The organism is Micromonospora sp. NPDC049102, assembly GCF_043197485.1.
Lineage (GTDB): Bacteria > Actinomycetota > Actinomycetes > Mycobacteriales > Micromonosporaceae > Micromonospora.
In genome coordinates, this window is the sequence record NZ_JBICTE010000026.1 from 63,159 (window position 1) to 88,663 (window position 25,505).

Consider the following 25,505-nt stretch of genomic DNA (forward strand, 5'->3'; position numbering starts at 1 on the left):
CGTATTTCGAAACAGTGCGGCAAGCCGGCCCGTTGTTGTGCACGAGCACCGGGGCGTCCCCGGCGAGCACATAGTACGTGTGGGATTTTCACCCCGTCACGCAGTGTGACTTACGTTCTCATGGCGCTTCACCTGGCCTTTTGCGTGTGGCACCAACTCGCCGCATCGAAGCTTATCGGGGTTGACGGCGACGGTGACGGCAACCTGGGGAGACGTCCGCGCTCACCGGCAGCCGATGCTTCGATGAGCGACGCTATCCGAGATATGGGGTGTCGCGGTGCTCGGCGTGGTGTTGGAGGCGGAGGCGGACGGTGTCGTGGATGGGGATGTGATCGAAGTCGGTGGGGTGGATGAAGCGGACCTCGGTGGACTCGTCGCTAACGGTCAGCGTGCCGTCGGTGACTCGCGCGAGGTAGGTCACGGTGAACTCCTGCCGCACCTCACCGTCGGCGTATGCGATGACGTGCGCGGGGTCGGTGTAGATGCCGAGCAGGCCGGTGATGGCGATGTCGAGGCCGGTCTCCTCCTTGACCTCGCGGATGGCGCACTGTTGGAGGGTTTCGCCGATGTCCATGGCGCCGCCGGGTAGTGCCCAGTTGCCGGAGTCGGTGCGCCGTTGCAGCAGGACGCGGCCGTGCTGGTCGGTGACGAGGGCGGCGGCGCCGGGGACGAGGCTGTTGGCGGTGGGGGCGTTGGGGTCGTGGTAGTAGTCGCGCCGGCCGGTCACCGGGTCTCCTTCGGGTAGGTGGTGGTGGTTTGCCAGATCTGTTCGAACTGGTCGGCGTGGGCGGCGAAGATGCCGTGCGGGGACAGTTCGCGTAGGTGCAGGGCGGGGTGTTGGTAGCCGCGGGCGCGGTACAGGTGTGGGGTGACGATCATTTGGTGGTCGAAGCGGAACACCGAGTTGTACAGGTGCACGGTGTGCAGGCCGATCTGGACGCCGGGAACCTCGTGGAGGGGTTCGCAGAAGTTGAGGGCGTTGCGGATGCGGCCGGGTAGGGTGCCGCCGATCTGTTCGAGGGCGTCGCGTTCGGCGACGTGTGGGCAGTCGGGGTCGGCGAACGCGAGCCGAACGTGTGCGCCGTTGGTGGCTTTGTCGGTGATGAGTTGCATGGTGTAGGGCAGCAGTTCCAGTAGGAACGGGTAGGCGTAGCCGAGCAGGTCGATCCGGGTGGTGGCGCCGGTGAGCAGGGCGGCCCATACGTGGTGGGGGATGTCGGCGCGGTGGGCGTAGGCGGCGACGACCTCGGCGGTGGCCTCGGCGCCGGGTGCCTGGTCGGGGCGGGTCTGGGGCCACAGGTCGGCTTCGGTTTCGCCGAGGGCGTCGGCGACGGCGAGGCGGGTGCGTTGGTGGGGGACGCGGCCGGTGAGCCACCGGGTGACGGTCTTGACGTCGACGCCGACGGCTGTGGCGAGGGCGGCCGGGTCGAGGTGGGCGCGGAGCATGGCCGCGCGCAGGCGGTGACTCATACCGTCCCACGGTAGTGGACGCGGTGGGACGCGCCAGGGTCGTGAAAGTGTCCGGGCTGGTGTCCGTCGGGACGTTGGGGTGCCCGGGGCTGGTTCGTAGGTTCTGCGGCAGGGCCTCGCCGGTTCGCTTGCGGTAGATCGCCGGGCTGGTGGGTGTCAGGGGGAAGGGGTTGTCGCCGGCCCTGGGAGTGGTCGGGTCGGGCGTCGGCGGCAGTCCCTTCCCTCTTCCAACGAGCCGGAGGGGTGGTGGGGTTGTTGTCGGCGCATCAGCCGGTACGGCCGCAGTGGATCTGTGCGGGGTGCGGGGCGGCGTGGCCGTGTCGGACTCGTAAGCGGCAACTCGTGGCGGAGTTCACCGGAGCGCGAATCTCGCTGATGCTGCACCTGTCGGCGTACCTGGTCCAGGCATGCGAGGACCTGCCACACACCCCGTCGGGGATCCTGCACGCGCGGTTCCTCGCCTGGCCACGCTCGGCGGCACTGCGCAACGAGTAGCGGCACCCCGACCAGGATCATGGGTCCGGGTCGGGGCGCCGGTGGTCGGCTGTCAGTCGTCGGCGGGTGGGGCGTCGTCGTCGGGGTCGGTGTCGTCGGGGTGCAGGGCTCGGTTCATGGCTTCGATGGCGTTGCGGTGCAGGCGGGGTCGGACGTGGGCGTAGATGTCGGCGGTGACGTGCAGCCGGGCGTGGCCGAGGAGTTCCTTGATGGTGACGAGTTCGACGCCCTATTCCAGCAGCAGCGTGGCGCAGGTGTGTCTGAGGTCGTGGAAGCGGATGTAGCGGACCTCGGCGAGGTAGCAGATCGTCTCGTGCTGGCGGTGCACGTTGGCGGGGTCGAGCGGCCCTCCCGTAGTTGAGGCGAACACCAGGTCGAGATCTGCCCAGGTGTTGCCGGCTTCCCGCCGGTCGATGTCCTGCCGGTGGCGGTAGCGGGTCAGGGAGGTGATGCAGTCTCGGGGTAGCAGGATCCGCCGTTGTGAGGCTTCGGTCTTGGGTGGTTGGAAGGTCATGCCGCCTTTGGTGCGGGCGAGGGTGCGGCGTACGGACAGGTGCCCGGCGTCCAGGTCGATGTCGGACCATTGCAGGCCGAGGATTTCGCCGCGCCGCATGCCGGTGCGTAGCGCGAGTTCGAACAGCGGCCCGTGGCGGTGGAACGCGGCGGCGTACAGGTACTTGCGGGCCTCGCCGGCGGTGAACGGCTGGTATCGGCTGCGGGCAGGGGTGGGAAGTCGGACCGGGGAGGCGACGTTGCGGTACAGCAGTTCCTCCCGTACGGCGTGGGCGAGGGCTGCGGACAGGACCGCGCGGATGTACCGGACGGTCGCCGGCTTTACGTGGCGTTGGCAGCAGGCGCCGACGGCGCAGCAGCGGGGCCGCCGGTCCTTGCGCGGGTGGTGCGGGTCGCGGCGGGCGTCCCAGCCTCGGGCGCAGCACTGACACACGGTCTGGATGGTGTCAAGGAAGGTGCGGACCTCGGTGACGGTAAGGGCGGCGAGCCGGCGGTGACCGAGTGCGGGGATGAGGAACTGCCGGCGTAGGTGTCGTAGTTGGCGTAGGTGGTGGCCCGGACCTGGTGGACCGCCACGGTGGTCAGCCACCGGGTGAGGTAGTCGGCGACGGTGATCGTCGGGTCGGCGGTCGCGGGTAGGCCCCGGTGGGAGTCGGCGAGTTTGACGGCCAGCTTGTCGGCGGCTTCCTTGCGGGTGGCGCCGTAGACGCGGACCCGTCGGCTGCTGCCGTCGGCGGCTTGGACGTAGCCGGCGCCTTCCCACCGGCCGTCGGCGCGCTGGTAGACGGTGCCTTCACCGTTGGCGCGTTTCCTACCGGCCATGTCCGGTCACCTCCCCGCTCAACTCGCGCAGGTAGGCGGCCAGGGCCGCGTGGTGGGGATGCGGCGGCATCGGCCGATGCGGACCGATCGGAGTCGTCGGGTGCGGATGAGGTGGTAGACGGTGTGCTTGGAGACTTGGAGCCGGTCCATGACCTGGGCGACGGTGAGCAGGTCAGCGGTCACGCCCCACCTCCGGGTCCGGCGTAGCGCCAGTCGCCGACGACGAGCACGCCGGCCGGGTTGACGCCGGCCCGCTCGGCCTGCCGGTCGGCCATCCAGTTGCGGCGTTCGGCGCGCAGGGCGGTGAGGGTGGTGGAGTAGGTGCGTGAGGTGGTGGCGAAGTGGCCCCGGAAGCCGAGGGTGTGCGCGTACCGGCGCAGCCGTAGCCGGCCGAGGCCGGGTTGGGCGCCCAGCCACCAGCAGGTGTCGACCAGCCGGCGGGCGTGCCCGCTCAGGTGCCGCAGGCGGACGCCAGGTCGCCTGCCAGTGCCCGCGCAACGGTGACACAGCACCGTCGTTGTGGGGTTGATGCCGTGGCCGTCGCAGGCGCGGCAGTAGATCGGGCCGAGGTCGATCCCGGCTACCTCGGCGGCCTTGGTGGCGTACTTCGCCACGTACCGGGCCACCACTGTCTCCGACAGGTCCCCGGCGCGGGTGATCGGGCGGACGTCGAGCTGCCGGCCCCACCGCAGCCGCCGAGCCGGCACCCGTCGGCAGGCCGGGGTGGTCACCTCTACCCGCCGGATCGCGGCGCGAATGGCGTGGTCGAGCAGGTCGACGCTGGCCCAGCCGGCCGGGGCCGAGGACGGGCCGTCGGCGCCGTCCAGGCGGACGATCGCGGCAGGTGCACCACGCCTCGGGCCTGGAACTCGGCGACCTTGGCGAACACCACCCGCGCCTGCCGGGCCGCCACCGCGCGGGGCAGGCCGGCTGCGGCGGCCAGGCCACGACGGGTTTCGGTCGTGAACAGCGCTCACGGTGGCCCGACGTGCGCGTTGAACAGCACCTGACCGGGGTAGTCGTAGCCGGTCGGGTCCAGGGGGGTGCCGAGTCGACCAACTACCCGCCCGGGACGACCCATCGGGCGAGGCCGTAACGATCCCTTTACAACGCGACCTGGACGAGTGGTTCCGGGGATCGACGCCGCACCGCTACGCGGCACAGCACCGCATCTCCGGTTGTCAGCTCCGGCGACCTCCTATCACTCGATTTCGATGTATGCGATGTGCGTGGCGGCAACCTTGACGGCAACCGGGACAAGCATTGGCAGACGTGAGCACCCTTTCAGGCACTCCTGGTAAGCAGCCCCAGTGCGAGCTCAACGTTCAACTTCCTGCGATCGGCACCCACTCCGCTCGCAAGTCCTGGCACGCCACCACTATTGTTCCACCCGTCATCTGCACCTCATGCAAGCATCCGTTAGGCGCCGGCAGCACTTCATCAAGCTGTACGTCTCCCAGACGACGACTCTCTGGCCAGATACGCACACCCTCGCCGAGAGGGCTTACTGATATCTCCCACCGGGTCACGTCCACATACCGAATCAGTAGAGATGCATCGTGCTTGAATTCGTTAGCCTTGAACTCAATATCGATGCCGATCTGGGCATGCCCAGCTTCCCGCAGGGCTATAGACCCTATCCTAAGATCTTTAACACAGCGCAGCGAGGCAAAGTCGTAGTGGCCCGGGTCCGATGCATAAGCACGTGCACCCGTGGGGAGCTGCGGCAGGAGCTCCGGCAGCGCCTCCAGGTACGGAGCCGGATCGAGAACATTAGAAGGCCACCCCTCGGGCTCTGACCGGATGTTCACGAACCGCATCAGCAGCCACCACCCGTTCCGATCATCGGGCGCTTCCAAGCGTCACCCTTGATGTCAGCCCCAGGACGAAGCTGGCCAAGCTTTCGCATCTGGTCTACCGCGATACCCTTGAGTCGATTGTGCACCTGATCCGGCACATTGACCTTGCTGGCATCTACTCCATGCTTGTTAAAGAACCCGTTACTGCCATAGATGCCAACTTCAGAGCCACGATGGTATACGTGAACTTCAAAAGATGCCTGTCCCCGCACGTTAAATTGATCCATTCGCGCCGTGTAATCGCCGTAGAGGCGGATGTCGTCACCGAGGCCCCCGCCGCCCGCGTTATGTACCAACACCGGCGTATTGCCGGCGAGCACATAGTACGTGTGGATCCCGGCAACGGTCAGGTTGTACGCATTGCCCCGCTCCGACGATGCTGCGACCCCCTTGGCGACCTTCACCGCGACGCCGTCTGGCGTCAACAGCTTGTCGCCCGACCGAAGCGACTGCGCCGGCTGCCACTCCCGCTTGCTGGCATTCCAGAACGGGTGGTCCTCGGTCGTCGTCAGCTCCGCGCCGTCGACGTCGAGGGCGCGAAGGTCGTCCTCGTGGATCCACAGGTTGGTGACCCTGCGGTTCCCCTTCTCCCCCGTCTCCGGATCGGCGGCCTGCACCTCGTCTCCGACCTTGAGTTCGCTGATCGGTTTGGTGCTGCCGTCGGCCATGAGGACCCGGGTCTCGCCGCTGAAGCTGCAGAGGCCCAAGGTCACCGACTCGACGTTCACCGCACCTCGCGCGGACAGGTTGCGCAGCGCTCCGAGCCCGGAGCCTCCGCTGATGAGGGCGCCGGTGGCAGCGAACTCACCCTCGGCCGCGGCGGCCTCCGCGACACAGACGGGGCCGGTCATCGCACAGGCCAGGGCACCGACGATCAGCGCGACCTGCGCCAACTGCTCAAGCTTCGAGAGCTTGTGGAACGGGTTGTCGATCCCGCACTTGAGCCGGTCGTTGCCCATCACGTCCGCGCACAGGAAGATCCAGTTGTCGTGGTACTCCGATGCCCAGTCGCGAAGGTCGCCCCAGGTCATGTTGGCCGAGCCCGTGTAGCCACGGGCGCGGATCATGTCCCGCTTCGTCTTGTCGAGCGGCGCCTTGTAGGTCATGACGTCGTTGACCGTCGGCGGCTTCTTGTGGGCGTACGGGTCCACGGTGTTGCTGCACCCGTTGCAGCCGTCGTTGTGCCCGTCGACGTAGTGATAGACGCCGTTGACGTCCTCGTAGTCCGCCCCTGGGCCGCAGGCGTCGTCCGAGCACGCCTTCTCGCCGGTCGGGTCGCTGAACGTGATTGGGCTGTTGTTGCCGTAGGCGTACGCGTTCCACTGTTGGGGATCGGTGACGTCCTGCACGGGGTCGACCGAGATGAACCGGCCCAGTTGCGGGTCGTAGTCGCGGACACCGATGTGGGTCAGGCCGGTGGTGTCGATGTCACCGCCGACGAAGCCCTTCTTGTTCACCCAGGTCGGCTGCTGGCCGCGCGGAGCGCCGTACGGCGTCTGCCGCCGGACCGTCACCGTCTGCGTCAGCGCGTCGACGGCCACGCTCTGCGTGCCCTGGTGGTCGTCGAAGAGCCAGGTGAGCCCCGCGCCGTTGCGGGAGGCGACGGTGCTGCCGGCGAACCCGTAGTAGCGGGTCCCCGACGTGAGGCCGTTCTCCCGCCGTACCTCCTGGCCGGGCAGGTAGAGGGTTGCTCCGGTGGCGTCGCGGTGGACCAGTCGGCCACCCTCGGCGTCGTAGATGTTGCTGCCGGCGGAGGCCGCCGAGCCCGACACGGACGTCAGCCGGCCCTCGGAGTCCCAGCTCAGCGACTGGGCGTTGACGTCCGGAGGACAGGTGTTGGCCGTCGTACCGGCCGGACGGCAGGTGGTGTTGCCCGCCTTGTCGTAGTCGAAGCGGGTGGTCACCGGAGACTGGCCGGGCGCCGCCACGGTCACCGACTTCACCGCGTGCGGCCGGACGACGCCCTTCCCCGGAGTGGGCACCTCGTAGGTACGGGTGGTGTCCCCGCCGAGCGCGTGCGAGATCTCCTTCGTCCGGTTGCCGATGCTGTCGATCGTCCAGTCGGTCCAGTACGGAGCCGGGCCGCCGAGGTTGGCCACCGTCGGCGACGAACCGCAGTTCACTCCGGCCTTGGGGGTCCAGGCGGAGGTGAGCCGGCGCAGGTCGTCGTACCCGAAGCACTGGGTGTCGGCCTGCCCGACCGCCGGGGCGTCGGCGACGGAGGTGATGTTCCCCGCGTCGTCGTACCCGTAGGTCAGATCCGCGACGGTGCCGGTGGCGGTCTCCGGCTGCACGCGGCTGCGGGCCAGCCGGTGGGTGGTGAGGTCGTAGTCGAAAGCCCGCTCGACGTAGACCCCGCCGTCGATCTTCCGGGTGTTGATCGTCGGCTCACCGTAGATCGTGTACTGCTGCCCGATCACGTACCGACCCACGTTGATCAGATTGGTGTCCAGCGACGTCGGCAGACCGGTCACCTGGTCGTACCTTGTGGTGACGGTCTCCGTGGGAAGGTTCGCGACCGCAGGCGTCGTGACCGAGGTCGGGCTGCCGTCGTACGGCGAGTAGCCGTAGCCGTAGGACCAGGTGCCGGTGAGCCCCGTCCCCTCCGCCGACGGGATCACGTACTGCATCCCGGTCGGCTGGTATCGGGTGTTGAAGCCGGTCGGACGGATCGTGTACGCGTTCACCGAACCCGGCGGGTCGTACCGCGTGCTCTGGGTCAACTGCCCACGCAGGGTCTGACCCGTGTACAGCGTGTCGTACTTCCACTCGGCGCGCTTCGTGGCGGCCGACTTACTCCCGTCGTACAGGCCGACCTTGCGGCCGATCGGGTCGTAGTCGTAGACCAGCACCTTGCCGTTGGCGTCGGCAGACTCCGTCACGTCACCGAAGGCGTTGTGCTTGGTGGTCGTGGTCCCCTTGTCGGGGTCACTGACCGAAGCCTGCCGGCCCTGGATGTCGTACGTGTAGGTCCACTCGTCGCCGGCGGTGTCCCGCATGCCCGTGAGCTGCCCCTTGCGGTTGAAGGAGTAGCTGGTCGAGTGTTGCGGGTTGACGTGCTGCCGCAGTTCGACGGTGTTGCCCCGTGCGTCGGTGACGGTCGTGACCGGAGCGTTCTTCGCCGGCGGCGTCACCTTTGTCGAGTCGCCGAAGTACTCGGTCGTGGTGCGCCACTTCTCCACGAGGTTGGTGACGCCGTCGGTGCCGTAGAAGATCGAGGCCCTGGTGCGGCCCGCGTCGTCGTAGACGGTTCGGCTCAGCGCCGGAACCGACCACTCCGGCTCCCACCAGAGACCACCGGAGGGCGCGCCGGGCTCGCCGTGCGCGGCGTAGCTGGTCACCGCCCGGCCGGCCTTGTCGTAGAGGGTGTCGGCGACGACCCGGCCGCCGCCCACACCGGGGGTCTGGGTCTGGCGCGGCCGGAACAGCGCATCCTGGATCTGGTACGAGACCAGATAGCCGCCGCCGGCGTGCAGGGTCTTGGACATGGTGTACGGGTAGGCGTCCCGGTTCGCGGCGAACACGTAGCTGTGTTCCACCGACGGGCTCGTGGGGTGATCGGCCTTCGCCCACCCGACCTGCCACGCGCGGGCCAGTCGCCCGAGGGCGTCGTATTCCCGCTCGCTGGTCCGCCCGTTGAGATCGGTGGACCTGGTGGGGGCGCCCCGGTACGGGTCGACCTCGATCGACGAGCTCCAGCCGGTGGTGCCGCCGGCGGGATCGGGGGCGGTGGTGGTCACCTTCAGCAGGGGGCCACCCGAGGCCGGGGTGTAGCCGGTCTTTGTGACGTTACCGCGGACGTCGGTGGTGGTCAGCGGGCGCCAGAAAGCGTCGAAGGTGCCCTTGCTGACGACCTGCCAGGTCGTACCGGTCGCCTTGCTCCAGTCCTTGAGCGTTTCGCGCTGGGTGACCGCGCCGAACGTCGGCAGGGTGTCCACGCTGGTGGCGCCGTCGTAGTAGTTCCGCTCGTCGGAGATGACGTCGTCGGTGGTCTGCGGCGCGCTGCCGCAGGCGAGGGCGAGTTCGGGGGCCTGGGCCTGCGCACACCCGGCCACGAGTACAGCCCGAACGGGCAGTTCTTCGCCTACGAGTGGCAGCCCACCTCCGGTGCGCTCACCGACCGGTACGTAGGGCTGGTGGAGGGCGCGCGGAACCTGATGCTCGGCAAGGGTCTCAGCGCCTCGATCTACACCGAGATCGCCGACCAGGAGGGAGAGTTGAACGGCTTCCTGACCTACGACCGGCAGGTGGTCAAGATGGACCAGGCACGCGTCCGCGCGGCCAACACCGCCCTGGTCAACGCGTCCAGGGCGATCGGCAGTTCCGCCCCCGTCGCCCTGCCGGTCGATACGCGGCGCTCGTTGCAGGTGACCACCCCCGGCTACACCAACCGGTACCTGCGCCACCAGAACAGCCTGGCGTACACGGAGGTGGTCGACGCGGGTAGTTCGGCGCTGCTCAAGAACGACGCGACGTACACCATCCGGCCCGGCCTGGCCGACGGCGCCTGCTACTCCTTCGAGTCGGTCAACTATCCCGGCCAGTACCTGCGGCACCAGGATTCCCGGGTCCGCAACTCGCCCAACGACGGCTCGGCGCTCCTGCGGGCCGACGCCACCTGGTGCGCCCGCGTCGGACTGACCGGAAGCGGGGTGTCGCTGGAGTCGTACAACTTCCGCGGAAAGTACCTCCGGCACTACGACTCGGAGGTCTGGCTCAGCAACGGCACGGGCGGTGACGCCTACAACAGCCCCACCCTCTGGGCGGCCGACACCACCTGGAACATCGCCGCCCCCTGGGCACCCTGACGGCTGACCGTACCTGGACGATCGGTGCGGGCCGGCGGAGAGCCGCCGGCCCGCACCGGTTCACTTGTCCGCCTGCGCGTCGCAGAGCACGTCGAGGTGCACGATCCGCGACGTGCCGTCACGCACCGCCTGCTGCTGACTGCTGATCAGGTCGTCGTCGAGGTAGTCCACGGCCTTGGCCCGGTCCCGGATCTCGTACACGGTCACCGAACAGGTGCCCGTGTCCGAGTCGGTGCCCTGGCCGGTGGCCAAATAGTCGTAGAACAGGTAGGACGTGTCCGTGCCGCCCGAGGTCAGGGTGAGCCCGGGGGCGGTTACCGGGGGTGCCCCCTCGCCGGCCGGCCCGAGGTAGGACCGACCTTCGCCGTTCGCGTACGCCGTCTTGACCAACGTGAATCCGTCGACCCGCACGCGGTCGGCGTACCGCTCAGTCTCATTGCCGTCGCCACAGCCAGCCGCGCCGACGGTCAGTAGTACGGCCGTCACCGCGGTCAGGCCCCGGCAGGGCACCGACGTCAGGAACACGTGAACACTCCGGAGTGACAGACCAGCCTGTGGGCCGTCCGATGGTAACGGCGAGAGCGGCGTTGAACTGCTCCGTCGGTGTCGATCAGGCGATCGCCGACGCGCGGCCCCCCGCTGTCGAGGTCCGTAACACTCCCGAAACTACCGGTTGAAAAAGCCGGAATTTTCTGCGAGCCTGAGACATCGATCAGCATGAACGTACCAATGATCCTGTCTGCATCGGAGGCGCCGGTCGAGCGAGCTCAACACCGTGATCACAGCCATTCCAGCAGGGTCAACCACCCGAACAGCGACCGCGCTCCCCCACCCCCACCACTGGAGGACCACCATGCTTTCCCGGCCCCGTCCCACCGGGCGTACCCGACTTCGAACGTTCGCTCTTTCCGGAACTGCCGCGATAATTGTGGCCCTTGTCGTATCGCTGCTGCCCAACCTGGCACAGGCGGCCGAGACGACCCTCGGCGCGGCGGCGGCCCAGTCCGGCCGGTACTTCGGCGCCGCCGTCGCCGCGAACAAGCTCGGCGACGGCGCGTACACGACGATCCTGAACCGCGAGTTCAACGCCGTGACGCCCGAGAACGAGATGAAGATCGACGCGACCGAGCCGCAGCAGAACAACTTCACCTTCGGCAACGCGGACCGGATCGTCAACCACGCCCTCTCCCGAGGTTGGAAGGTCCGCGGCCACACCCTGGCCTGGTACTCCCAGCAGCCGGGCTGGATGCAGGGCATGGAGGGCACCGCGCTGCGCAACGCCATGCTCAACCACATCAACCGGGTGGCCGGTTACTACCGGGGAAAGATCTACTCCTGGGACGTGGTGAACGAGGCGTTCGAGGACGGCAACAGCGGGGCCCGTCGTAACTCGAACCTCCAGCGCAGCGGTAACGACTGGATCGAGGCGGCGTTCCGCGCCGCCGACTCGGCGGACCCGGACGCGAAGCTCTGCTACAACGACTACAACACCGACAACTGGACGTGGGCCAAGACCCAGGCCGTGTACAACATGGTGCGGGACTTCAAGTCCCGTGGCGTACCTATCGACTGCGTCGGGTTCCAGTCGCACTTCAACGCCAACTCGCCGTACAACAGCAACTACCGCACGACCCTGTCCAGCTTCGCCGCCCTCGGGGTGGACGTGCAGATCACCGAGTTGGACATCGAGGGTTCCGGTACGACGCAGGCCAACACCTACCGCAGCGTGGTCAACGACTGCCTCGCCGTGGCTCGCTGCAACGGACTCACGGTCTGGGGAGTGCGGGACTGCGACTCGTGGCGCTCCAGCGGCACTCCGCTGCTCTTCGACTGCAGCGGCAACAAGAAGGCCGCCTACACGGCCGCCCTGGAGGCGCTGAACAGCGCCGGCCCCGGGACCACCCCCACGCCCACCACGCCGGGTCCGACCCCCACCGTCACGCCGACCGCCCCACCCGGCTCCGCCGGTGCGATCGTCGGCACCCAGTCGGGCCGGTGCGTCGATGTGCCGAACTCCTCGACCACCAACGGCACCCGGGTACAGCTCTACGACTGCAACCGGCAGACCAACCAGCAGTGGACCTACACGTCGGGCAAACAACTACAGGTGTACGGCACCATGTGCCTCGACGCCGCAGGTTCAGGCAACGGCGCGGCCGTGCAGATCTACAGCTGCCACGGCCAGACCAACCAGCAGTGGAACCTCAACTCCAACGGCACCATCAGCAGCGTCCAGTCCGGACGCTGCCTCGACGCCTGGAGCACCGCCAACGGCGCCCAGATCCAGCTCTACGACTGCCACGGCCAGACCAACCAGCAGTTCCGGCTCTCGTCCAGCGGCGCGTAAAGCTCTACCAGGGACGTCCCGCCCAGACAAGGTCGGGGCGGGCGGTCTCGGCACCTGACGAACCCGCCCGCCCTCGTCTCTCCACCACCACCCCCAGGAGGTACCGACAGTGCGAGGACCCGCAGACCATCCGCCGCCCCCGGCGAACACCCCTGTCGACCGCAGGTCGCCCGGCATCCGGGGACGCCTGTTCACGTTGGCCGCGGCCGGGATCGCCGCCGCGGTCGGGCTGCTCACCATCACCCTGGCGACCGGGTCGGCGTCGGCCGCCGACAACCCCTACCAGCGCGGCCCGGACCCCACCCGGACCAGCGTCACCGCCGTGAACGGTCCGTTCGCCAACACGTCGGTCAGCGTCCCGACGGGGTACGGCTTCAACGGCGGCCGGATCTACTACCCGACCGACACCAGCCAGGGCACCTTCGGGGCCATCGCCATCTCGCCGGGTTACACCGCGTTGTTCTCCGCCGAACTGGCCTGGATGGGACCGTGGCTGGCTTCCCACGGCTTCGTCGTGATCGGCATCGAGACCAACAGCCGCAACGACTTCGACACGGCCCGGGGCACCCAGTTGCTCGCCGCGCTGGACTACCTGACACAGCAGAGCCCGGTACGCGACCGCGTCGACCCCAACCGGTTGGCCGTCGCCGGCCACTCCATGGGCGGCGGCGGGGCGTTGAGTGCCGCGATGCGGCGGCCGTCGCTGAAGGCGGTCGTCGGCATCGCGCCGTACTCGCCGTCGTCGAACCTGGCCAACGACCGGGTACCCACCATGATCTTCGCCGGCCAGGCGGACACGGTGGTCACCCCGTCCTACGCCACCGGGCTGTACAACAGCATCCCGACCACCACCGAGAGCACCTACCTGGAGGTCGCCGGCGCGGATCACGGCTTCATGGTCGGACGGTCGAACCCCGTGCTGGTCCGGACCATGCTGCCGTTCGTCAAGATGTTCGTCGACAACGACGCCCGGTACAGCCAGTTCCTCTGCCCGCTGCTGGACAACAGCGGCGTGGTCACCTACCGCAGCACCTGCCCGCTGCTGCCGTCGACGCCGACCAGCCCGACGCCGACCACGCCACCGACGAGCAGCCCGACACCGACGCCCACGGTCTCGCCCACCACCCCACCCGGCTCGGCCAGCCAGATCGTCGGCACCCAGTCGGGCCGGTGCGTCGACGTACCCAACGCCTCACGCACCAACGGCACCCGGGTCACCCTCTACGACTGCAACCGGCAGACCAACCAGCAGTGGACCTACACGTCGGGCAAACAACTACAGGTGTACGGCACCATGTGCCTCGACGCGGCAGGTTCAGGCAACGGCGCGGCCGTGCAGATCTACAGCTGCCACGGCCAGACCAACCAGCAGTGGAACGTCAACTCCAACGGCACCATCAGCAGCGTCCAGTCCGGACGCTGCCTGGACGCCTGGAGCACCGCCAACGGCGCCCAGATCCAGCTCTACGACTGCCACGGCCAGACCAACCAGCAGTTCCGGCTCACCGCCCTGACCTGATGGTCCTGACCGACCGGCAACGAGCGGGCCCGGCGTCACGCCGGGCCCGCCCGCTCGTGCGGCGGTGACCGTGGCTCACGTACCGGTCCGCGGCGCCGTACTCTCCCGCACCACGAGCGTGGGTACGACGAGCGGCAGAGGCTGTGGCACCGTGTCGTCGATGGCCTGGGTGACCGCCGTGATCGCCCGTCGACCGACCGCGCCGAAATCCTGCTGGATCGTGGTCAACGGCGGAATCAGGTACGCCGCTTCGGGAACGTCGTCGAATCCGACGACGGAGATGTCCTGCGGCACCCGCCGCCCGCGCTCGTGCAGCGCACGCAGCACACCGATGGCCATCTGGTCGTTGGCCGCGAAGACCGCGGTGGTCCCGCGCATCTCGCAGATCCGCAGCCCGGCCAGATAGCCGCTGTGGGCCATCCAGTCACCCTCGACCGGCTCGGGCGGCCGGATGCCCGCCGCGAGCATCGCCGAATGCCAGCCGTCGCGGCGGGCGCGCGCCTCGGCCCAGTTGAGCGGACCGGACACGTGCACGATCTCGGCGTGCCCGAGGCCGAGCAGATGCTCGGTCGCCATCCGGGCGCCGAGCACCTGGTCCACGCCGACGGTGAGGCTGGCCCTGGACAGGTCACCCTCCACCACCACGAAGGGCACGCCGGACCGGGTCATCCGCACCACTTCGAGAGCCTCGTCGTTGCCGGCGATCATCACGACGCCTTCCACGCCCACGCGCATGAGGTGTTCGGTGGCGTCGCTGAGCGCCCGTACCGTCACCTCCGACAGGCTCACCGAGGTGGCGAAGTAGCCGGCGGCGCGGGCGGCGTCCTCGACGCTGCGGTGGATGCTCGTCGGACCGAACAGCGTCCTGGCCGTGCCGATGATGCCGATCATCCCGGAACGTCCCCGCACCAGCGCTCGGGCGGCGGTGTTGGGGCGGTAGTCGAGCCGCCGGATGGCCTCGAGAACCCGCTCCCGCGTCTCGCGTCGGATGGCGGGTGCACCGTTGATGACCCGGGACACCGTCTGGTGCGACACGCCCGCCAGGCGGGCGACGTCCGCCATGACCGGGGGCCGATGGGCGGTCGTCACAGCTTTCTCCGCGTGAACTCGCACTGGCGGGCCGTCCGTTCTTCCATGGGTGGGTTCCTCGTACGTTCCGCGCCCGTCAGTGTGAGTGGCGGGGCACCGCGCTGCCGCTACCACCGACGAGGAAGTCGAGATCGGCTCCGCTGTCGGCCTGGAGAACGTGCTCGCTGTACAGCCGTACCCAACCACGGTCGGCCACCGGCGGCGGTGGCTTCCAGGCGGACCGGCGCTCGGCGAGTTCCGCCTCCTCGACCAGGAGTTCCAGGCGGCGCGTGGCGACGTCGACCTGGATCTGGTCGCCGGTGCGCACCAGCGCGAGAGGGCCGCCCACGGAGGCCTCCGGTGCCACGTGCAGGACGCACGTGCCGTAGCCGGTGCCGCTCATGCGGGCGTCCGAGATCCGCACCATGTCCGTGATGCCGGCGGCGAGCAGCCGGCGGGGCATCGGCACGTTGCCCACCTCCGGGAAGCCGGGGTAGCCGCGCGGGCCGGCGTTGCGGACGACGATCACCGTGTCGGGGGTGACGTCGAGGTCCGGATCGTCGGCGGCGACGACGTACTCCTCGATCCGGTCGAACACGAGCGCCGGACCGGTGTGGGAGAGGAGGTGGGGCGATGCGGCGGAGACCTTCAGCACCGCCCCGGACGGCGCGAGCGACCCGCGCAGCACCACGGTGCCCGAGCCGGCGGCCTGGAACGGCTCCTCCAGGGTGGCGATGACCTCCCGGTTCCAGCACTGGGCGCCGTCGACGTTCTCCGCCACACTCCTGCCACTGACCGTGATGTGGTCGGTGTGCAGCAGCGGCGCGAGCTCCTTCATCACCACCGGAAGGCCACCCGCGTACGCGAAGTCCTCCATCAGGTACGCCCCGGACGGCATGAGGTTGACGAGCAGGGGCACCTCCGCGGTGAGGGTGTCGAAGTCCTCCAGCGACAGGGGCACACCGAGGCGTCCGGCGATGGCGAGCAGGTGTACGACGGCGTTGGTGGAACCGCCGATCGCGGCGTTGACCCGGATGGCGTTCTCGAACGCCTCGCGGGTGAGCACCGACGACAGACGCTGGTCCTCGCCCACCATGGCGACGATCCGACGTCCGGCAGCCTGCGCGAGGGCGTACCGCCGGGAGTCGACGGCGGGCACGGCGGCGGCCCCCGGCAGCTGCACGCCGAGCGCCTCGGTCACGCAGGCCATGGTGGAGGCGGTCCCCATGGTCATGCAGTGGCCCCGGCTGCGGGACATGCCGACCTCTGCCTCGGCGCAGTCGGCGGCGGTCATCCGGCCGGCCCGCATCTCCTCCGTGAAGCGCCAGACGACAGTGCCCGAGCCGATGTCCTGGCCGCGGAACTTGCCGTTGAGCATCGGGCCGCCGGTCAGCATCAGCGTCGGCAGGTCGACGCTCGCCGCACCCATCAGCAGGCCGGGAGTGGTCTTGTCACAGCCGGAGAGCAGGACCACGCCGTCGAGGGGGTTGGCGCGGACCGACTCCTCCAACTCCATCGCGAGCAGGTTGCGGTAGAGCATTGTGGTGGGACGCATGAGCGGCTCGCCCAGGCTCATGGCCGGGAACTCCAGCGGTAGGCCGCCGCTCTCCCACACGCCCCGCTTCACCGATTCGGCCAGGTCCCGCAGGTGAGCGTTGCAGGGTGTCAGCTCCGACCAGGTGGTGGCGATGCCGATGACCGGGCGACCATCGAAGACGTCGTCCGCGAAACCCTGGTTGCGCATCCAGGACCGATGGATGAACCCGTTGCGGCCCTCCGCGCCGAACCACTGCCCGCTGCGCAGCGGTCCATCTGTCGTCGACATCAGCAGCACACCTCTCTGTCATTCCTGAAGATCGCGCGGCGCGACCTAGCGAAGGCCTCCGACGGACAATCCGCCGCGCCAGTGTCGTTGGAGGCTGAAGAACGCGATGACCAGTGGGATCACGGACACGAGCGAACCCAGGATGATGAGGCTCCACAGCGAGGTGCCTCCCGAGTTGTTCGCCGACGCGATGCCCTGCCAGAGACCGAGGCCCACGGTCACCGGGAAGAGTCGGTTGTCCGAGAGCATGGCCAGGGGCAGGAAGTAGTTGTTCCAGGACGCCACGGCCGACAGCAGCAGCACGGTGACCACCGCCGGCCGCATCAGTGGAAGCGCGATCTGAAGGAAGGTCCGGATCTCCCCCGCGCCGTCGACCCGCGCCGCGTCCAGCAGCTCGTCCGGCACCGCGTCGCGCGCGTACACGTGCATCAGGTAGACGCCGAACGGGTTGAGCAGCGACGGGAGGATGACCGCCCAGACGGTGTTCGTCAGGCCCAACCGGGAGAACATGATGAAGGTCGGGATGACCAGGGCGGTGGCCGGCACCATCAGCGCGCCGAGCACGACGGCGAAGCTGAAGCGCCGCGCCGCGAACCGGTACTTGGCGAAACCGTAGCCGGCCATCACCGCCAGGACCGTGGCGCCGACGCCGCCGGCGATGGCGTACAGCGTGGAGTTGAGGATCCACCGCAGGTAGATGCCACCGTCGTAGGTGAAGAGCTGCCGGAGGTTCCCGAGGTAGTCGACCTGGTCGGTGAACCAGAGGGTGTTGCCGCCACCGAAGAGGCCCGGCGCGTCCTTGGAGCTGTTGACGATGACCCACCAGAACGGTACGAGGAAGTAGATCACCAGGAAGCCGAGGAGTATCTGCAGAGGGAGGTGGCGCTGCGGCCGGCGAGCGCCTGCGCGGACGCTTGTGTGGTCGGTCATCTACCGGAAGCTCCTCCGCTTGCGGGTGAAGAACAGGAAGGCATACACGCAGATGAAGACGATGCCGCCGAGGGCGAAGGAGATCGCCGACCCGTAGTTGAAGTTGGCGAGTGAGAACGCCTGCTGGTACGCGTACATGTTGGGGGTGAAGTCGGTCCCGATGGTGCCTGCGGCGAGGTAGCGCAGGATCTGCGGTTCGTTGAAGAACTGCAGGGTGCCGATGAGCGAGAAGACCAGGATCAGGATCAACGCCGGCGCGATCAGCGGAATCTTGATCCGCGTCGCGATCTGCCACCGCCCGGCACCGTCCATCCGGGCCGCCTCGTAGAGCGTCGGGTCGACTCCCTGCAACGCCGCGTACAGGATGATCATGTAGTAGCCGGCCCACTGCCAGGTGACGACGTTGAGCAGGCCGTAGAAGATCAGGTCGCTGCTCAGGAAGTCGGGTGCGCTGGCGCCGAAGAGCCCGAAGATGTCGGTGAGCGGGCCGAAGCCCTTGCTGTAGAGGAACCCCCACATCACCGCCCCGATGACGGTGGGGATCGCGTACGGGAGAAAGATCATGAGGCGGGAGAAGCGGGCGAACAGCGTGGTCACCGCGTCCAGGATGAGGGCCAGCGCGAGCGCGAGGACGATCTGCAGCGGGATCGAGACGAGCGAGAAGCGAAGGACGAACCACGCACCCGACAGGAAGCTCGGGTCGGTGAACGCCTTCACGTAGTTGTCGAAGAGGACGAAGCTGGTGCCGCCGATCAGCTTCTTCTGGAACAGACTGAGGTACAGCGCGTACGCCAGCGGCGCGATGAGGAACGCCAGGAAGACGATCGCGAAGGGCCCGACGAAGAGCCACCCCATCAGGTGTTCGCGGAGGTGCACCTTGCCGCGGATCTTGGGCTTCTCGTGCTGACTACGCGGTGTGCGCTTCTCGGTCAGGGTTGTCATCTCGGTCTCCGGGACGTGGACGCTGCGGGGTGGAGGGTGGGCCGGCCAGGGCCGGCCCGCCCGAAGCGGTCACTGGACGGTGAAGCCCTGCTCCTTGGCGTACTTCGCCACGTCGTCCTGGAGCTTGTCCGCGGCCTGTGAGCCGGTGACGGAACCCTTGATGACCTCGCTGATCTGCTTCGTCATGGCGTCCAGGTAGTACTGGCCGAAGGGCGCGTAGGCGACACCCTTGTACGCCTCGGCGGCGGGAAGGTAGACCTCCTTGTTGGCCTGCTGGCCGTCGAAGAACGCCACCTTCAGGTCGACGAACGCGGGGTCCTTGAGCGCCGTGAGGTTCAACGGAAAGATGATCTGGTTGGTCCAGCCGTCGGTGAGCGACTCCTTGTCGGCGTAGAGCCCGTACGCGACCTTCGCCGCCAGCTCCGGCTTCTTCGCCTGCTTGGTCACCGAGAAGGCCGACCCACCCCAGTTCACCTGCACCGGGTTGACCGGATCCCACTGCGGCAGTGGCGCCACCGCGAACTTGCCGGTGTCCTGCCCCTTGCCGACGCCAGCGCCGGTGAGGTAGCCCGGAGCCCACGCCGCCGAGATGTACGTCGCGTAGTTCCCGTTGATCACACCGGAGATGTACTCCGGGGTGAACTGGTCCTGCGTACCCACCAGGCCCTTCTTGGCGAGGCCGCCCCAGTAGTCCAGCACGTCCTTGGACGCCTGGTCGTCGAGCTTCACGCCGATCGACTTCGGCTGTGCCGGATCGAAGGTGAAGGGCGAGGCGCCCTTCTGGATCTGCAGCGCCATCAGGACCGCCGGGACGTTCGCGCCGAGATCCCCGAACAGCGGACCGCCGGCGTCCTTCACCTTCTGCGCGGCCTGCTCGTACTCGGCCCAGGTCTTCGGCGGCGTGATCTTGTACTTGTCGAAGATGTCCTTCCGGTAGATCATGCCCATCGGGCCGCCGTCGACCGGGACGCCGTAGACCGCGTCGCCGACCGACACGTCCTTCCAGGCGCCCTCGCCGTAGTTGGCCTTGACCGCGTCGTAGCCGTACTGCTTGATGTCGACGAGCGCGCCCTGAATCTGGAAGGTCGGAATCCGGTCCGCCTCGACCATGATCACGTCGGGCGCGCCGGTGCCCGCCGAGATGGCCGTCTGGAACTTGTCGTACTCGTCACCGCCCTGCCCGACGTTGGTCCAGCAGACCTGCACGTCGTCGTGCAGCTTGTTGAAGTTGTCGACGACGAGCTGGGTGTTGGGGTACCAGCCCCACATCGTCACGACCGGCACGTTCTGCTTGGTGATGGTGTTCGTGCAGTTGCTCGCGTCGCTGCCGCCGTCGTCCGAGGAGCAGGCGACCAGGCCGCTCACTGCCGCGAGCAGGGCCACCGTGGCGAGTGTGCGTCTTCTCTTCATCGAGATGGTTCCCTTCGAGGTGGCGGTGCACAAACATCCATGCGCTGGCGGGGCGCCACCGGGGCAGGTCGTCGTCCTGCTCCCGGTGGCGTCGCCGGGACGGCTCCTAGCGCTTGAACAGACGCGGCGCCAGGTCGATGAGGTTCTTCTGCCACACGTCCCAGCCGTGCGGTCCGGGGGTGACCCCGTCGAACTCGTAGCGGATGCCGAGGGTGTCCAACGTGGTCAGCGATGCCATGAAGCTCGGGTACACGAAGTCGGTGCGGTCGCCGACGTACAGGCGCAGCATCGTGGTGCCGTTGTTGATCGCCTCGACGTCGACACCGGTGCCGCTGCCGAACCCGGCGGAGAACGCTGCCACGTAGGCGAACTGGCCCGGGTAGGCGCGCAGGATGCCGAGCGCCTGCCCGCCGCCCATCGACAGGCCGGCGATGGCCTGCTGGGACGGGTCGCTGGAGATGTGGTAGCGGGATCGGGCCGTCGGCACGATGTTCTCCAACAGTTCCCGGTTGAAGTTCGACGAGTTGCCGTTGCCCATCACGACCACCATCGGCGTGAGGTCGCCGTCGAGGAACTGGTGGTCGAGGATCTGCTTGGCCCGGCCCATCTCGACCCAGTCCGTGTAGTTCTGGCCGCCTCCGTGTTGGAGGTACAGGACGGAATAGGGCTGCGCCCGACCAGGGTCGTACCCGGGTGGAGTCCACACCAGCGCGGTACGGTCCTGGCCCGCCACCGTGCTGGCATAGGTCATGCTCTCCACCTTTCCGCCCTGGCCGGCGGGCACGTCCGTCAGCAGTCGAGCCTCCGGGCCCGGGACGAGGAAGGTGCTCCACATCGGTTCCGTGGTGACCTTCGTCGGGTTCGAGGTGTCCTTGAACGGCACCCGGTCGACGATCAGCCGGTAGTAGTAGAACCAGGGCTTCAGCGGCCCGACGGTCGCCCGCCACCGGTCGCCGTCACGCGTCAGCGGCACGCGCAGCCAACTGCCGCCCGGCGCGATGTTGGCCCACACCGTGACGTGCTGGGCGTCCGCGAAGTCCGTGGTGGTCTCGAAGGTGACGAACCCGTCCTCGGTGACGAACGGCGTCGGGGTGGTGCCGGCCGGCGGAGGCGTGAACTCGCCCGTGAACCGACCGTGGCCCGGGCTCGGCCCGTGGTCCGCCACGTGCCGGAACAGCCGTGGCACGAAGTCGACCAGGTTCTCCTGCCAGGTGGTCCAGTTCCCGCCGCCGTCGGGGTTGACCCCGTCGAACTCGAACCGGACGTCGGCCCGGTCCAGCGCCTTCGTCAGCCGGTAGGTGGTGTTGTACGCCGGGTCGGTGACGTTGCCGGTGTAGAGCCGCAGCAGCTTCAGGCCGTGGTTGACCGCCTTGGCGTCCTCGCGGTCGATCGTCGGAGTCGACGTGCCCGAGAACCAGCCGACATAGCCGAACTGGCCCGGCCTCGCGAACGCCGCCCGTACGGCCCGCGCCGCGCCGTCGGTGACGCCGGCGATGGCCTGGTGCGCCGGATCGCGAAGGACCCGGTAGTTGGCGGCGACCGCCTTGCGGAGATCTGTCAGCTCCCGGTCGTCCGCGCTGTCGGCGATCACCACGACCATCGGCTGCATGACGCCGGCCGCCGAGAGGTTGTCGAGGATCTGCTTCGTGCGGCCGAGGTCGAGCCAGTCGGTGGCGGCCGCACCGGCACCCGACTCCAGGAAGAGCGTCGGGAAGCCCTTCGGCTTCCTGGCCGCGTACCCGGGTGGTGTCCAGACCAGGGCCGAGCGCTGCTCGCCGCGGACCCGGTACGTCAACGTCCCGACCGTGCCGCCGGTGCCGGCGGGCGCGTCGGCCAGCCAGCGCGCCGAGTCGCCCGCCACCAGGAAGGTGCTCAGGAGCGGATTCGACGCCACGCTCGTGCTGTTCGTCGGGTCCTTGATGGTCCTGGTGTCGTCGGCGGTCACCTGGTAGCGGTACAGCCCCGGCGTCAACGCGCCGAGCACACCGGACCACACGTCACCCCGGCGCGTCAGACCGAACTCCGCCCAGGAGGCGGACGGCCCGAAGTTTCCCTCGACGACGACCTGCGAGACCTCGCCCAGGTGCTCCTGGACGTACGCGGCCGGAACGGTGAACGAGGCGTACCGGTCCGGGGAGACCTCCAGCCACGGCGTGTCCGCCGCCGCTGCCGGTTGCGGTGTGAGCAGGGCCGCCGCCATGGCGATGACCCCGGCGGTGAACGCCGCCGAGAGCCGGCGTACGCCCAGACGGCGTAAGCGCCCGTGATAGTGTTCCGTTGTCACGCTCCACTCCTTTCCTGTGCCGGCAGCGGATGCCACCCGCTGGCCAGCTCAACCCATCGGTGGATCTCGCCGTGCGGTTGCGCTCACCTCCTCTGGTCGCTCGTCGGTGCCGCGGTCGAGCCGCGCACCACGAGACTGGTCGGGAGCACTATCTGGTTCGGCTCGTCCCACTCGCCGGTCACCAGCGACTTGAGCATCCGCGCGGCTTCGTACCCGAGCTGGTACATCGACTGGTCCACGGTGGTCAGACCCGGCTCGGTCGACGCCGACTCGGGGATGTTGTCGAAGCCGACGACGGACAGGTCACCGGGGACGGCGAGTCCCAACTCCCGGGCGACCTCCAGCACCTTGAGGGCCATCCCATCGCTCGCCGCGAAGATCGCCGACGGCCGGTCCGGCCGTTGCAGCAGGGCGCGCGCCAACGGCACCGCCGACTCGGGGTTGAAGTCCCCCCTGCCGATCAAGGTCGGGTCGACAGGCACGCCGGCACCGTCCAACGCCGCCCGGTAGCCCTCCTCCCGGGACCACGCGGAGGCGAGGCTGTCGCGCCCGGCGATGAACCCGATGCGTCGATGACCCAGGTCGAGCAGGTGCGCGACAGCTGTGGTGGCACCGGCGAGGTTGTCGGCCATGACGGAGGGCCCCGTCGATCCTCGCACCGGGTCGATGGCCACGACCGGGGTACGGCTGCGCATCTCACCCCAGGGCGTGACGACGATGCACCCGTCGGTGAGGGTGCCCGACAGGCGCGTCAGGTGCCGCTGCTCCCAGCCCTCCGAGTAGGACCCGTAGAGGTCGCTGTTGGCGTAGATGATGAGGTCGAAGCCGGAGCGACTGAGCGCCTTCATGACGCCCTTGAGCACCTCCGCCGTGTACGACTGGAAGCTGTGCGCCACGAGGCCTAGAACGTTGGTGCGGCTGCGGCGCAGGCTCGACGCCACCAGGCTCGACTCGTAGCCGAGTTCCTGGATGGCGGTGCGGACCTGGGCGATCGTGCGGGCGCTGACGCCGTAGTGCCCGTTGACGACACGCGAGACGGTGGCGGTGGAGACGCCGGCGATCCGGGCGACATCACTCATCGTTACCGGCGCATTGGCTTCTATCATGCCGCTCTCTCTGGACTGCAATCGTTATCGGTTACGTTTCCAGGATGTTGCCAACGTAACGGACCACGATTACGAACACAAGAGCCTTTCGCCTCGCCAGCGTTCCGCGCGCGGGGTCCTAACGGGATGTTCACAGCGTGAACTTCCCACCTCTCGCAGCGGTGCCGAGAACGCTACCGGCCACCTCAGTGGATCGCTATTTCGCGCGATCGATCCACCCGCTGACAACGCAACGACACTCTCCGCCAGGCACCATTCCGGGACGGGTGTTCCCTCACGCGAGCATGATCGGTAACGTTTACATAGATCGGGAACGTAATCGATGATCATGGTGATGTCCAGAGGTCACACCGACCCACCACCCCTCGGCCCCGGCACCGCGACGCGGATCTCGACGTCGGAGGTCTCGCACGAAGGGAGACCGCCCTGAACACCCACCCCGCCTCAGCGCCGCACCCACTCCCCCGCCGCGCCGCCTCGCCCGTCCGGCCCCGTCCGAGCCGGCCGGGAGGGCAGTCGTGAACACCGCGCGCCTGCTCCTGGACCCACGTCGACGCGTCGCACCGGTGCCGCGCCGGCTCTTCGGCTCGTTCGTGGAGCACCTGGGCCGCTGTGTCTACACCGGGATCTACGAGCCCGGCCACCCGACCGCCGACGCGGACGGCTTCCGGGGCGACGTCCTCGCGCTCGTCCGTGAGCTGGGCATCACCACCGTCCGCTACCCGGGCGGCAACTTCGTCTCCTCCTATCGCTGGGAGGACGGCGTCGGTCCGGTCGACCAACGACCAGCCCGGCTCGACCTCGCCTGGCACAGCCTGGAGACCAACGCGTTCGGGTTGGACGAGTTCATGCGCTGGGCCGGTAAGGCGGGCGTCGACCCGATCATGGCGGTCAACCTCGGCACCCGTGGCACCGCCGAGGCCGTCGACCTGCTGGAGTACGCCAACCACCGCGGCGGCAGCCACCTCGCCGACAAGCGTCGCGACAACGGCGCCGTCGACCCGTACGGGATCACGCTGTGGTGCCTGGGCAACGAGATGGACGGCCCGTGGCAGGTGGGCCAGCGGAGCGCGACCGAGTACGGCCGGCTCGCCGCGCAGACCGCGAAGGCGATGCGCCGCTTCGACCCGGACCTCGAACTCGTCGCCTGCGGTTCGTCCCACCTCGGCATGCCGACCTTCGGGAGCTGGGAGCGCGACGTGCTGACCGAGGCGTACGACGACGTCGACCTGATCTCGCTGCACGCCTACTACCAGCCGGTCGACGACGACCTGCCCAGCTTCCTCGCCTCGGCCGAGGACATGGACAGGTACATCGACGCCGTCACCGCCATCGCCGACTCGGTCGGTGCGATCCGCCGGTCGAGCAAGAAGATCATGATCGCGTTCGACGAGTGGAACGTCTGGTACCAGTCCGCGGCGCCGTCCACGCCGCCGAGCGGCGAGGACTGGCCGGTCGCTCCGCCTCTGCTGGAGGACCACTACAGCGTGGCCGACGCCGTCGTCGTCGGTGGCCTGCTCATCAGCCTGCTGCGGCACAGCGACCGGGTGACCGCGGCGTGCCAGGCCCAACTGGTCAACGTCATCGCGCCGATCATGAGCGAACCGGGGGGTTCGGCCTGGCGGCAGACCATCTTCCACCCCTTCTCCCGGACGGCCCGGCACGCCCATGGCGTCGTCCTCGACGTGCTGCGGGACGGCAGCACCACGACCACCGACCGCTACGGCGTCATCGACGCGGTCGATGCGGTCTCCACCTGGGACGACAGCACCACGGAGTTGACCGTGTTCCTCGTCAACCGGGTCGTCGACACCCCGGCCGAGGTGACCGTCGACCTCGCCGGCATCCAGGTGGGCGGCATCATCGAATGCGTCACCGTCGGGGGCGACGACCTCGGTGCCAAGAACACCGCGGGCGGTCCCGACCACGCCGAGCCGCGTCCCAACGACACGGCCCAGGCGGGCGGCGGCAGCGTCCGGCTGACCCTTCCGCCCGCGTCCTGGACCATGCTGCGGCTGCGCGCCACCGACGCGACGCCGTAAGACCAACCCCGGCCGCGCGCCCCCGGCTACACCAGGGGGTGCGCGGCCGGAGCCTTTCCCCACCA

Annotated in this window: 17 protein-coding genes and 3 pseudogenes; 5 read left to right on the forward strand and 15 right to left on the reverse strand. The window is 68.6% G+C overall.

Features of this window, described 5'->3' with window-relative positions; all coding sequences use genetic code 11:
- Positions 1-253 precede the first annotated feature (253 nt).
- On the reverse strand, positions 254-727 hold the full coding sequence (locus ACGFH9_RS22750) for an NUDIX domain-containing protein (protein WP_393222539.1): 474 nt from the start codon (positions 725-727) through the stop codon (positions 254-256).
- Positions 724-1,446, reverse strand: coding sequence for an XRE family transcriptional regulator (locus ACGFH9_RS22755; RefSeq protein ID WP_393222605.1), 723 nt, complete (start codon positions 1,444-1,446; stop codon positions 724-726). The genes ACGFH9_RS22750 and ACGFH9_RS22755 overlap by 4 nt, the downstream gene beginning before the upstream one ends.
- Positions 1,447-1,716: 270 nt before the next feature.
- Between ACGFH9_RS22755 and ACGFH9_RS22760 the strand changes: the two genes are divergently transcribed.
- Positions 1,717-1,965 carry a flavin reductase gene (locus tag ACGFH9_RS22760; RefSeq protein ID WP_393222608.1) on the forward strand — a complete coding sequence of 83 codons (249 nt, stop codon included), beginning with the start codon at positions 1,717-1,719 and terminating at the stop codon, positions 1,963-1,965.
- Positions 1,966-2,017: 52 nt separating this feature from the next.
- Here the strand turns inward: ACGFH9_RS22760 and ACGFH9_RS22765 are convergent.
- The 5 genes and pseudogenes from ACGFH9_RS22765 to ACGFH9_RS22785 form a co-directional block, all read right to left on the reverse strand.
- Positions 2,018-3,300 (reverse strand): annotated as a pseudogene (locus ACGFH9_RS22765) (tyrosine-type recombinase/integrase).
- Positions 3,290-3,450 (reverse strand): annotated as a pseudogene (locus ACGFH9_RS22770) (helix-turn-helix domain-containing protein). The pseudogenes ACGFH9_RS22765 and ACGFH9_RS22770 overlap by 11 nt, the downstream one beginning before the upstream one ends.
- A 29-nt stretch (positions 3,451-3,479) precedes the next feature.
- Positions 3,480-4,351: pseudogene (locus ACGFH9_RS22775) on the reverse strand (replication initiator); the annotation flags it as partial.
- Between the two features lie 274 nt (positions 4,352-4,625).
- Entirely contained in the window at positions 4,626-5,120 is a 495-nt protein-coding gene (locus tag ACGFH9_RS22780; protein ID WP_393222542.1) for a hypothetical protein, read from the reverse strand.
- Complete coding sequence (locus tag ACGFH9_RS22785; RefSeq protein WP_393222545.1) at positions 5,120-9,214, reverse strand: RHS repeat-associated core domain-containing protein; 4,095 nt, start codon at positions 9,212-9,214, stop codon at positions 5,120-5,122. Before ACGFH9_RS22785 ends, ACGFH9_RS22780 begins: the two co-directional genes overlap by 1 nt.
- An 81-nt stretch (positions 9,215-9,295) precedes the next feature.
- On the opposite strand from ACGFH9_RS22785, the gene ACGFH9_RS22790 reads away from it, so the two are divergent.
- The gene (locus ACGFH9_RS22790; protein ID WP_393222548.1) at positions 9,296-9,967 is read left to right on the forward strand and encodes an AbfB domain-containing protein; all 672 of its coding nucleotides are present in this window, start codon (positions 9,296-9,298) and stop codon (positions 9,965-9,967) included.
- Between the two features lie 60 nt (positions 9,968-10,027).
- On the opposite strand, the gene ACGFH9_RS22795 is transcribed toward ACGFH9_RS22790, so the two are convergent.
- Positions 10,028-10,492 (reverse strand): hypothetical protein, encoded by a 465-nt coding sequence (locus ACGFH9_RS22795; RefSeq protein ID WP_393222551.1) that lies wholly within the window; start codon positions 10,490-10,492, stop codon positions 10,028-10,030.
- 328 nt (positions 10,493-10,820) lie between these two features.
- Here ACGFH9_RS22795 and ACGFH9_RS22800 point away from each other — a divergent pair, with 328 nt between their 5' ends.
- Together ACGFH9_RS22800 and ACGFH9_RS22805 are read left to right on the forward strand one after the other, a co-directional pair.
- Complete coding sequence (locus ACGFH9_RS22800; protein ID WP_393222553.1) at positions 10,821-12,314, forward strand: endo-1,4-beta-xylanase; 1,494 nt, start codon at positions 10,821-10,823, stop codon at positions 12,312-12,314.
- A gap of 109 nt (positions 12,315-12,423) precedes the next feature.
- A complete protein-coding gene (locus ACGFH9_RS22805; RefSeq protein ID WP_393222556.1) occupies positions 12,424-13,833 on the forward strand; it encodes a ricin-type beta-trefoil lectin domain protein in 1,410 nt (469 codons plus the stop codon).
- A 75-nt stretch (positions 13,834-13,908) separates the two neighbouring features.
- On the opposite strand, the gene ACGFH9_RS22810 is transcribed toward ACGFH9_RS22805, so the two are convergent.
- From ACGFH9_RS22810 to ACGFH9_RS22840, 7 genes are all read right to left on the reverse strand, one after another.
- On the reverse strand, positions 13,909-14,922 hold the full coding sequence (locus ACGFH9_RS22810) for a LacI family DNA-binding transcriptional regulator (RefSeq protein WP_393222559.1): 1,014 nt from the start codon (positions 14,920-14,922) through the stop codon (positions 13,909-13,911).
- A 76-nt stretch (positions 14,923-14,998) separates the two neighbouring features.
- Positions 14,999-16,726 carry an IlvD/Edd family dehydratase gene (locus tag ACGFH9_RS22815; protein WP_393222562.1) on the reverse strand — a complete coding sequence of 576 codons (1,728 nt, stop codon included), beginning with the start codon at positions 16,724-16,726 and terminating at the stop codon, positions 14,999-15,001.
- A gap of 45 nt (positions 16,727-16,771) precedes the next feature.
- Positions 16,772-17,656, reverse strand: coding sequence for a carbohydrate ABC transporter permease (locus ACGFH9_RS22820; RefSeq protein WP_393222565.1), 885 nt, complete (start codon positions 17,654-17,656; stop codon positions 16,772-16,774).
- On the reverse strand, positions 17,657-18,598 hold the full coding sequence (locus ACGFH9_RS22825; protein WP_393222568.1) for a carbohydrate ABC transporter permease: 942 nt from the start codon (positions 18,596-18,598) through the stop codon (positions 17,657-17,659).
- Positions 18,599-18,667: 69 nt separating this feature from the next.
- Complete coding sequence (locus tag ACGFH9_RS22830) at positions 18,668-20,008, reverse strand: ABC transporter substrate-binding protein (protein WP_393222570.1); 1,341 nt, start codon at positions 20,006-20,008, stop codon at positions 18,668-18,670.
- 106 nt (positions 20,009-20,114) lie between these two features.
- Complete coding sequence (locus ACGFH9_RS22835) at positions 20,115-22,292, reverse strand: alpha/beta hydrolase-fold protein (RefSeq protein WP_393222573.1); 2,178 nt, start codon at positions 22,290-22,292, stop codon at positions 20,115-20,117.
- Positions 22,293-22,375: 83 nt separating this feature from the next.
- Positions 22,376-23,371, reverse strand: a complete 996-nt coding sequence (locus tag ACGFH9_RS22840) for a LacI family DNA-binding transcriptional regulator (RefSeq protein WP_393222576.1) — start codon at positions 23,369-23,371, stop codon at positions 22,376-22,378.
- A 545-nt stretch (positions 23,372-23,916) separates the two neighbouring features.
- Here ACGFH9_RS22840 and ACGFH9_RS22845 point away from each other — a divergent pair.
- Positions 23,917-25,440 (forward strand): alpha-N-arabinofuranosidase, encoded by a 1,524-nt coding sequence (locus ACGFH9_RS22845; RefSeq protein ID WP_393222579.1) that lies wholly within the window; start codon positions 23,917-23,919, stop codon positions 25,438-25,440.
- Positions 25,441-25,505 lie beyond the last annotated feature (65 nt).

What these genes read in the sequence shown, in the direction of transcription:
- ACGFH9_RS22820 (WP_393222565.1), bottom strand. Translation starts at nt 17,656, where the DNA reads ATGACCGACCACACAAGCGTCCGCGCAGGCGCTCGCCGGCCGCAGCGC.
- ACGFH9_RS22825 (WP_393222568.1), bottom strand. Translation starts at nt 18,598, where the DNA reads ATGACAACCCTGACCGAGAAGCGCACACCGCGTAGTCAGCACGAGAAG.
- ACGFH9_RS22780 (WP_393222542.1), bottom strand. Translation starts at nt 5,120, where the DNA reads ATGCGGTTCGTGAACATCCGGTCAGAGCCCGAGGGGTGGCCTTCTAAT.
- ACGFH9_RS22800 (WP_393222553.1), top strand. Translation starts at nt 10,821, where the DNA reads ATGCTTTCCCGGCCCCGTCCCACCGGGCGTACCCGACTTCGAACGTTC.
- ACGFH9_RS22815 (WP_393222562.1), bottom strand. Translation starts at nt 16,726, where the DNA reads ATGTCGACGACAGATGGACCGCTGCGCAGCGGGCAGTGGTTCGGCGCG.
- ACGFH9_RS22830 (WP_393222570.1), bottom strand. Translation starts at nt 20,008, where the DNA reads ATGAAGAGAAGACGCACACTCGCCACGGTGGCCCTGCTCGCGGCAGTG.
- ACGFH9_RS22840 (WP_393222576.1), bottom strand. Translation starts at nt 23,371, where the DNA reads ATGAGTGATGTCGCCCGGATCGCCGGCGTCTCCACCGCCACCGTCTCG.
- ACGFH9_RS22755 (WP_393222605.1), bottom strand. Translation starts at nt 1,446, where the DNA reads ATGCTCCGCGCCCACCTCGACCCGGCCGCCCTCGCCACAGCCGTCGGC.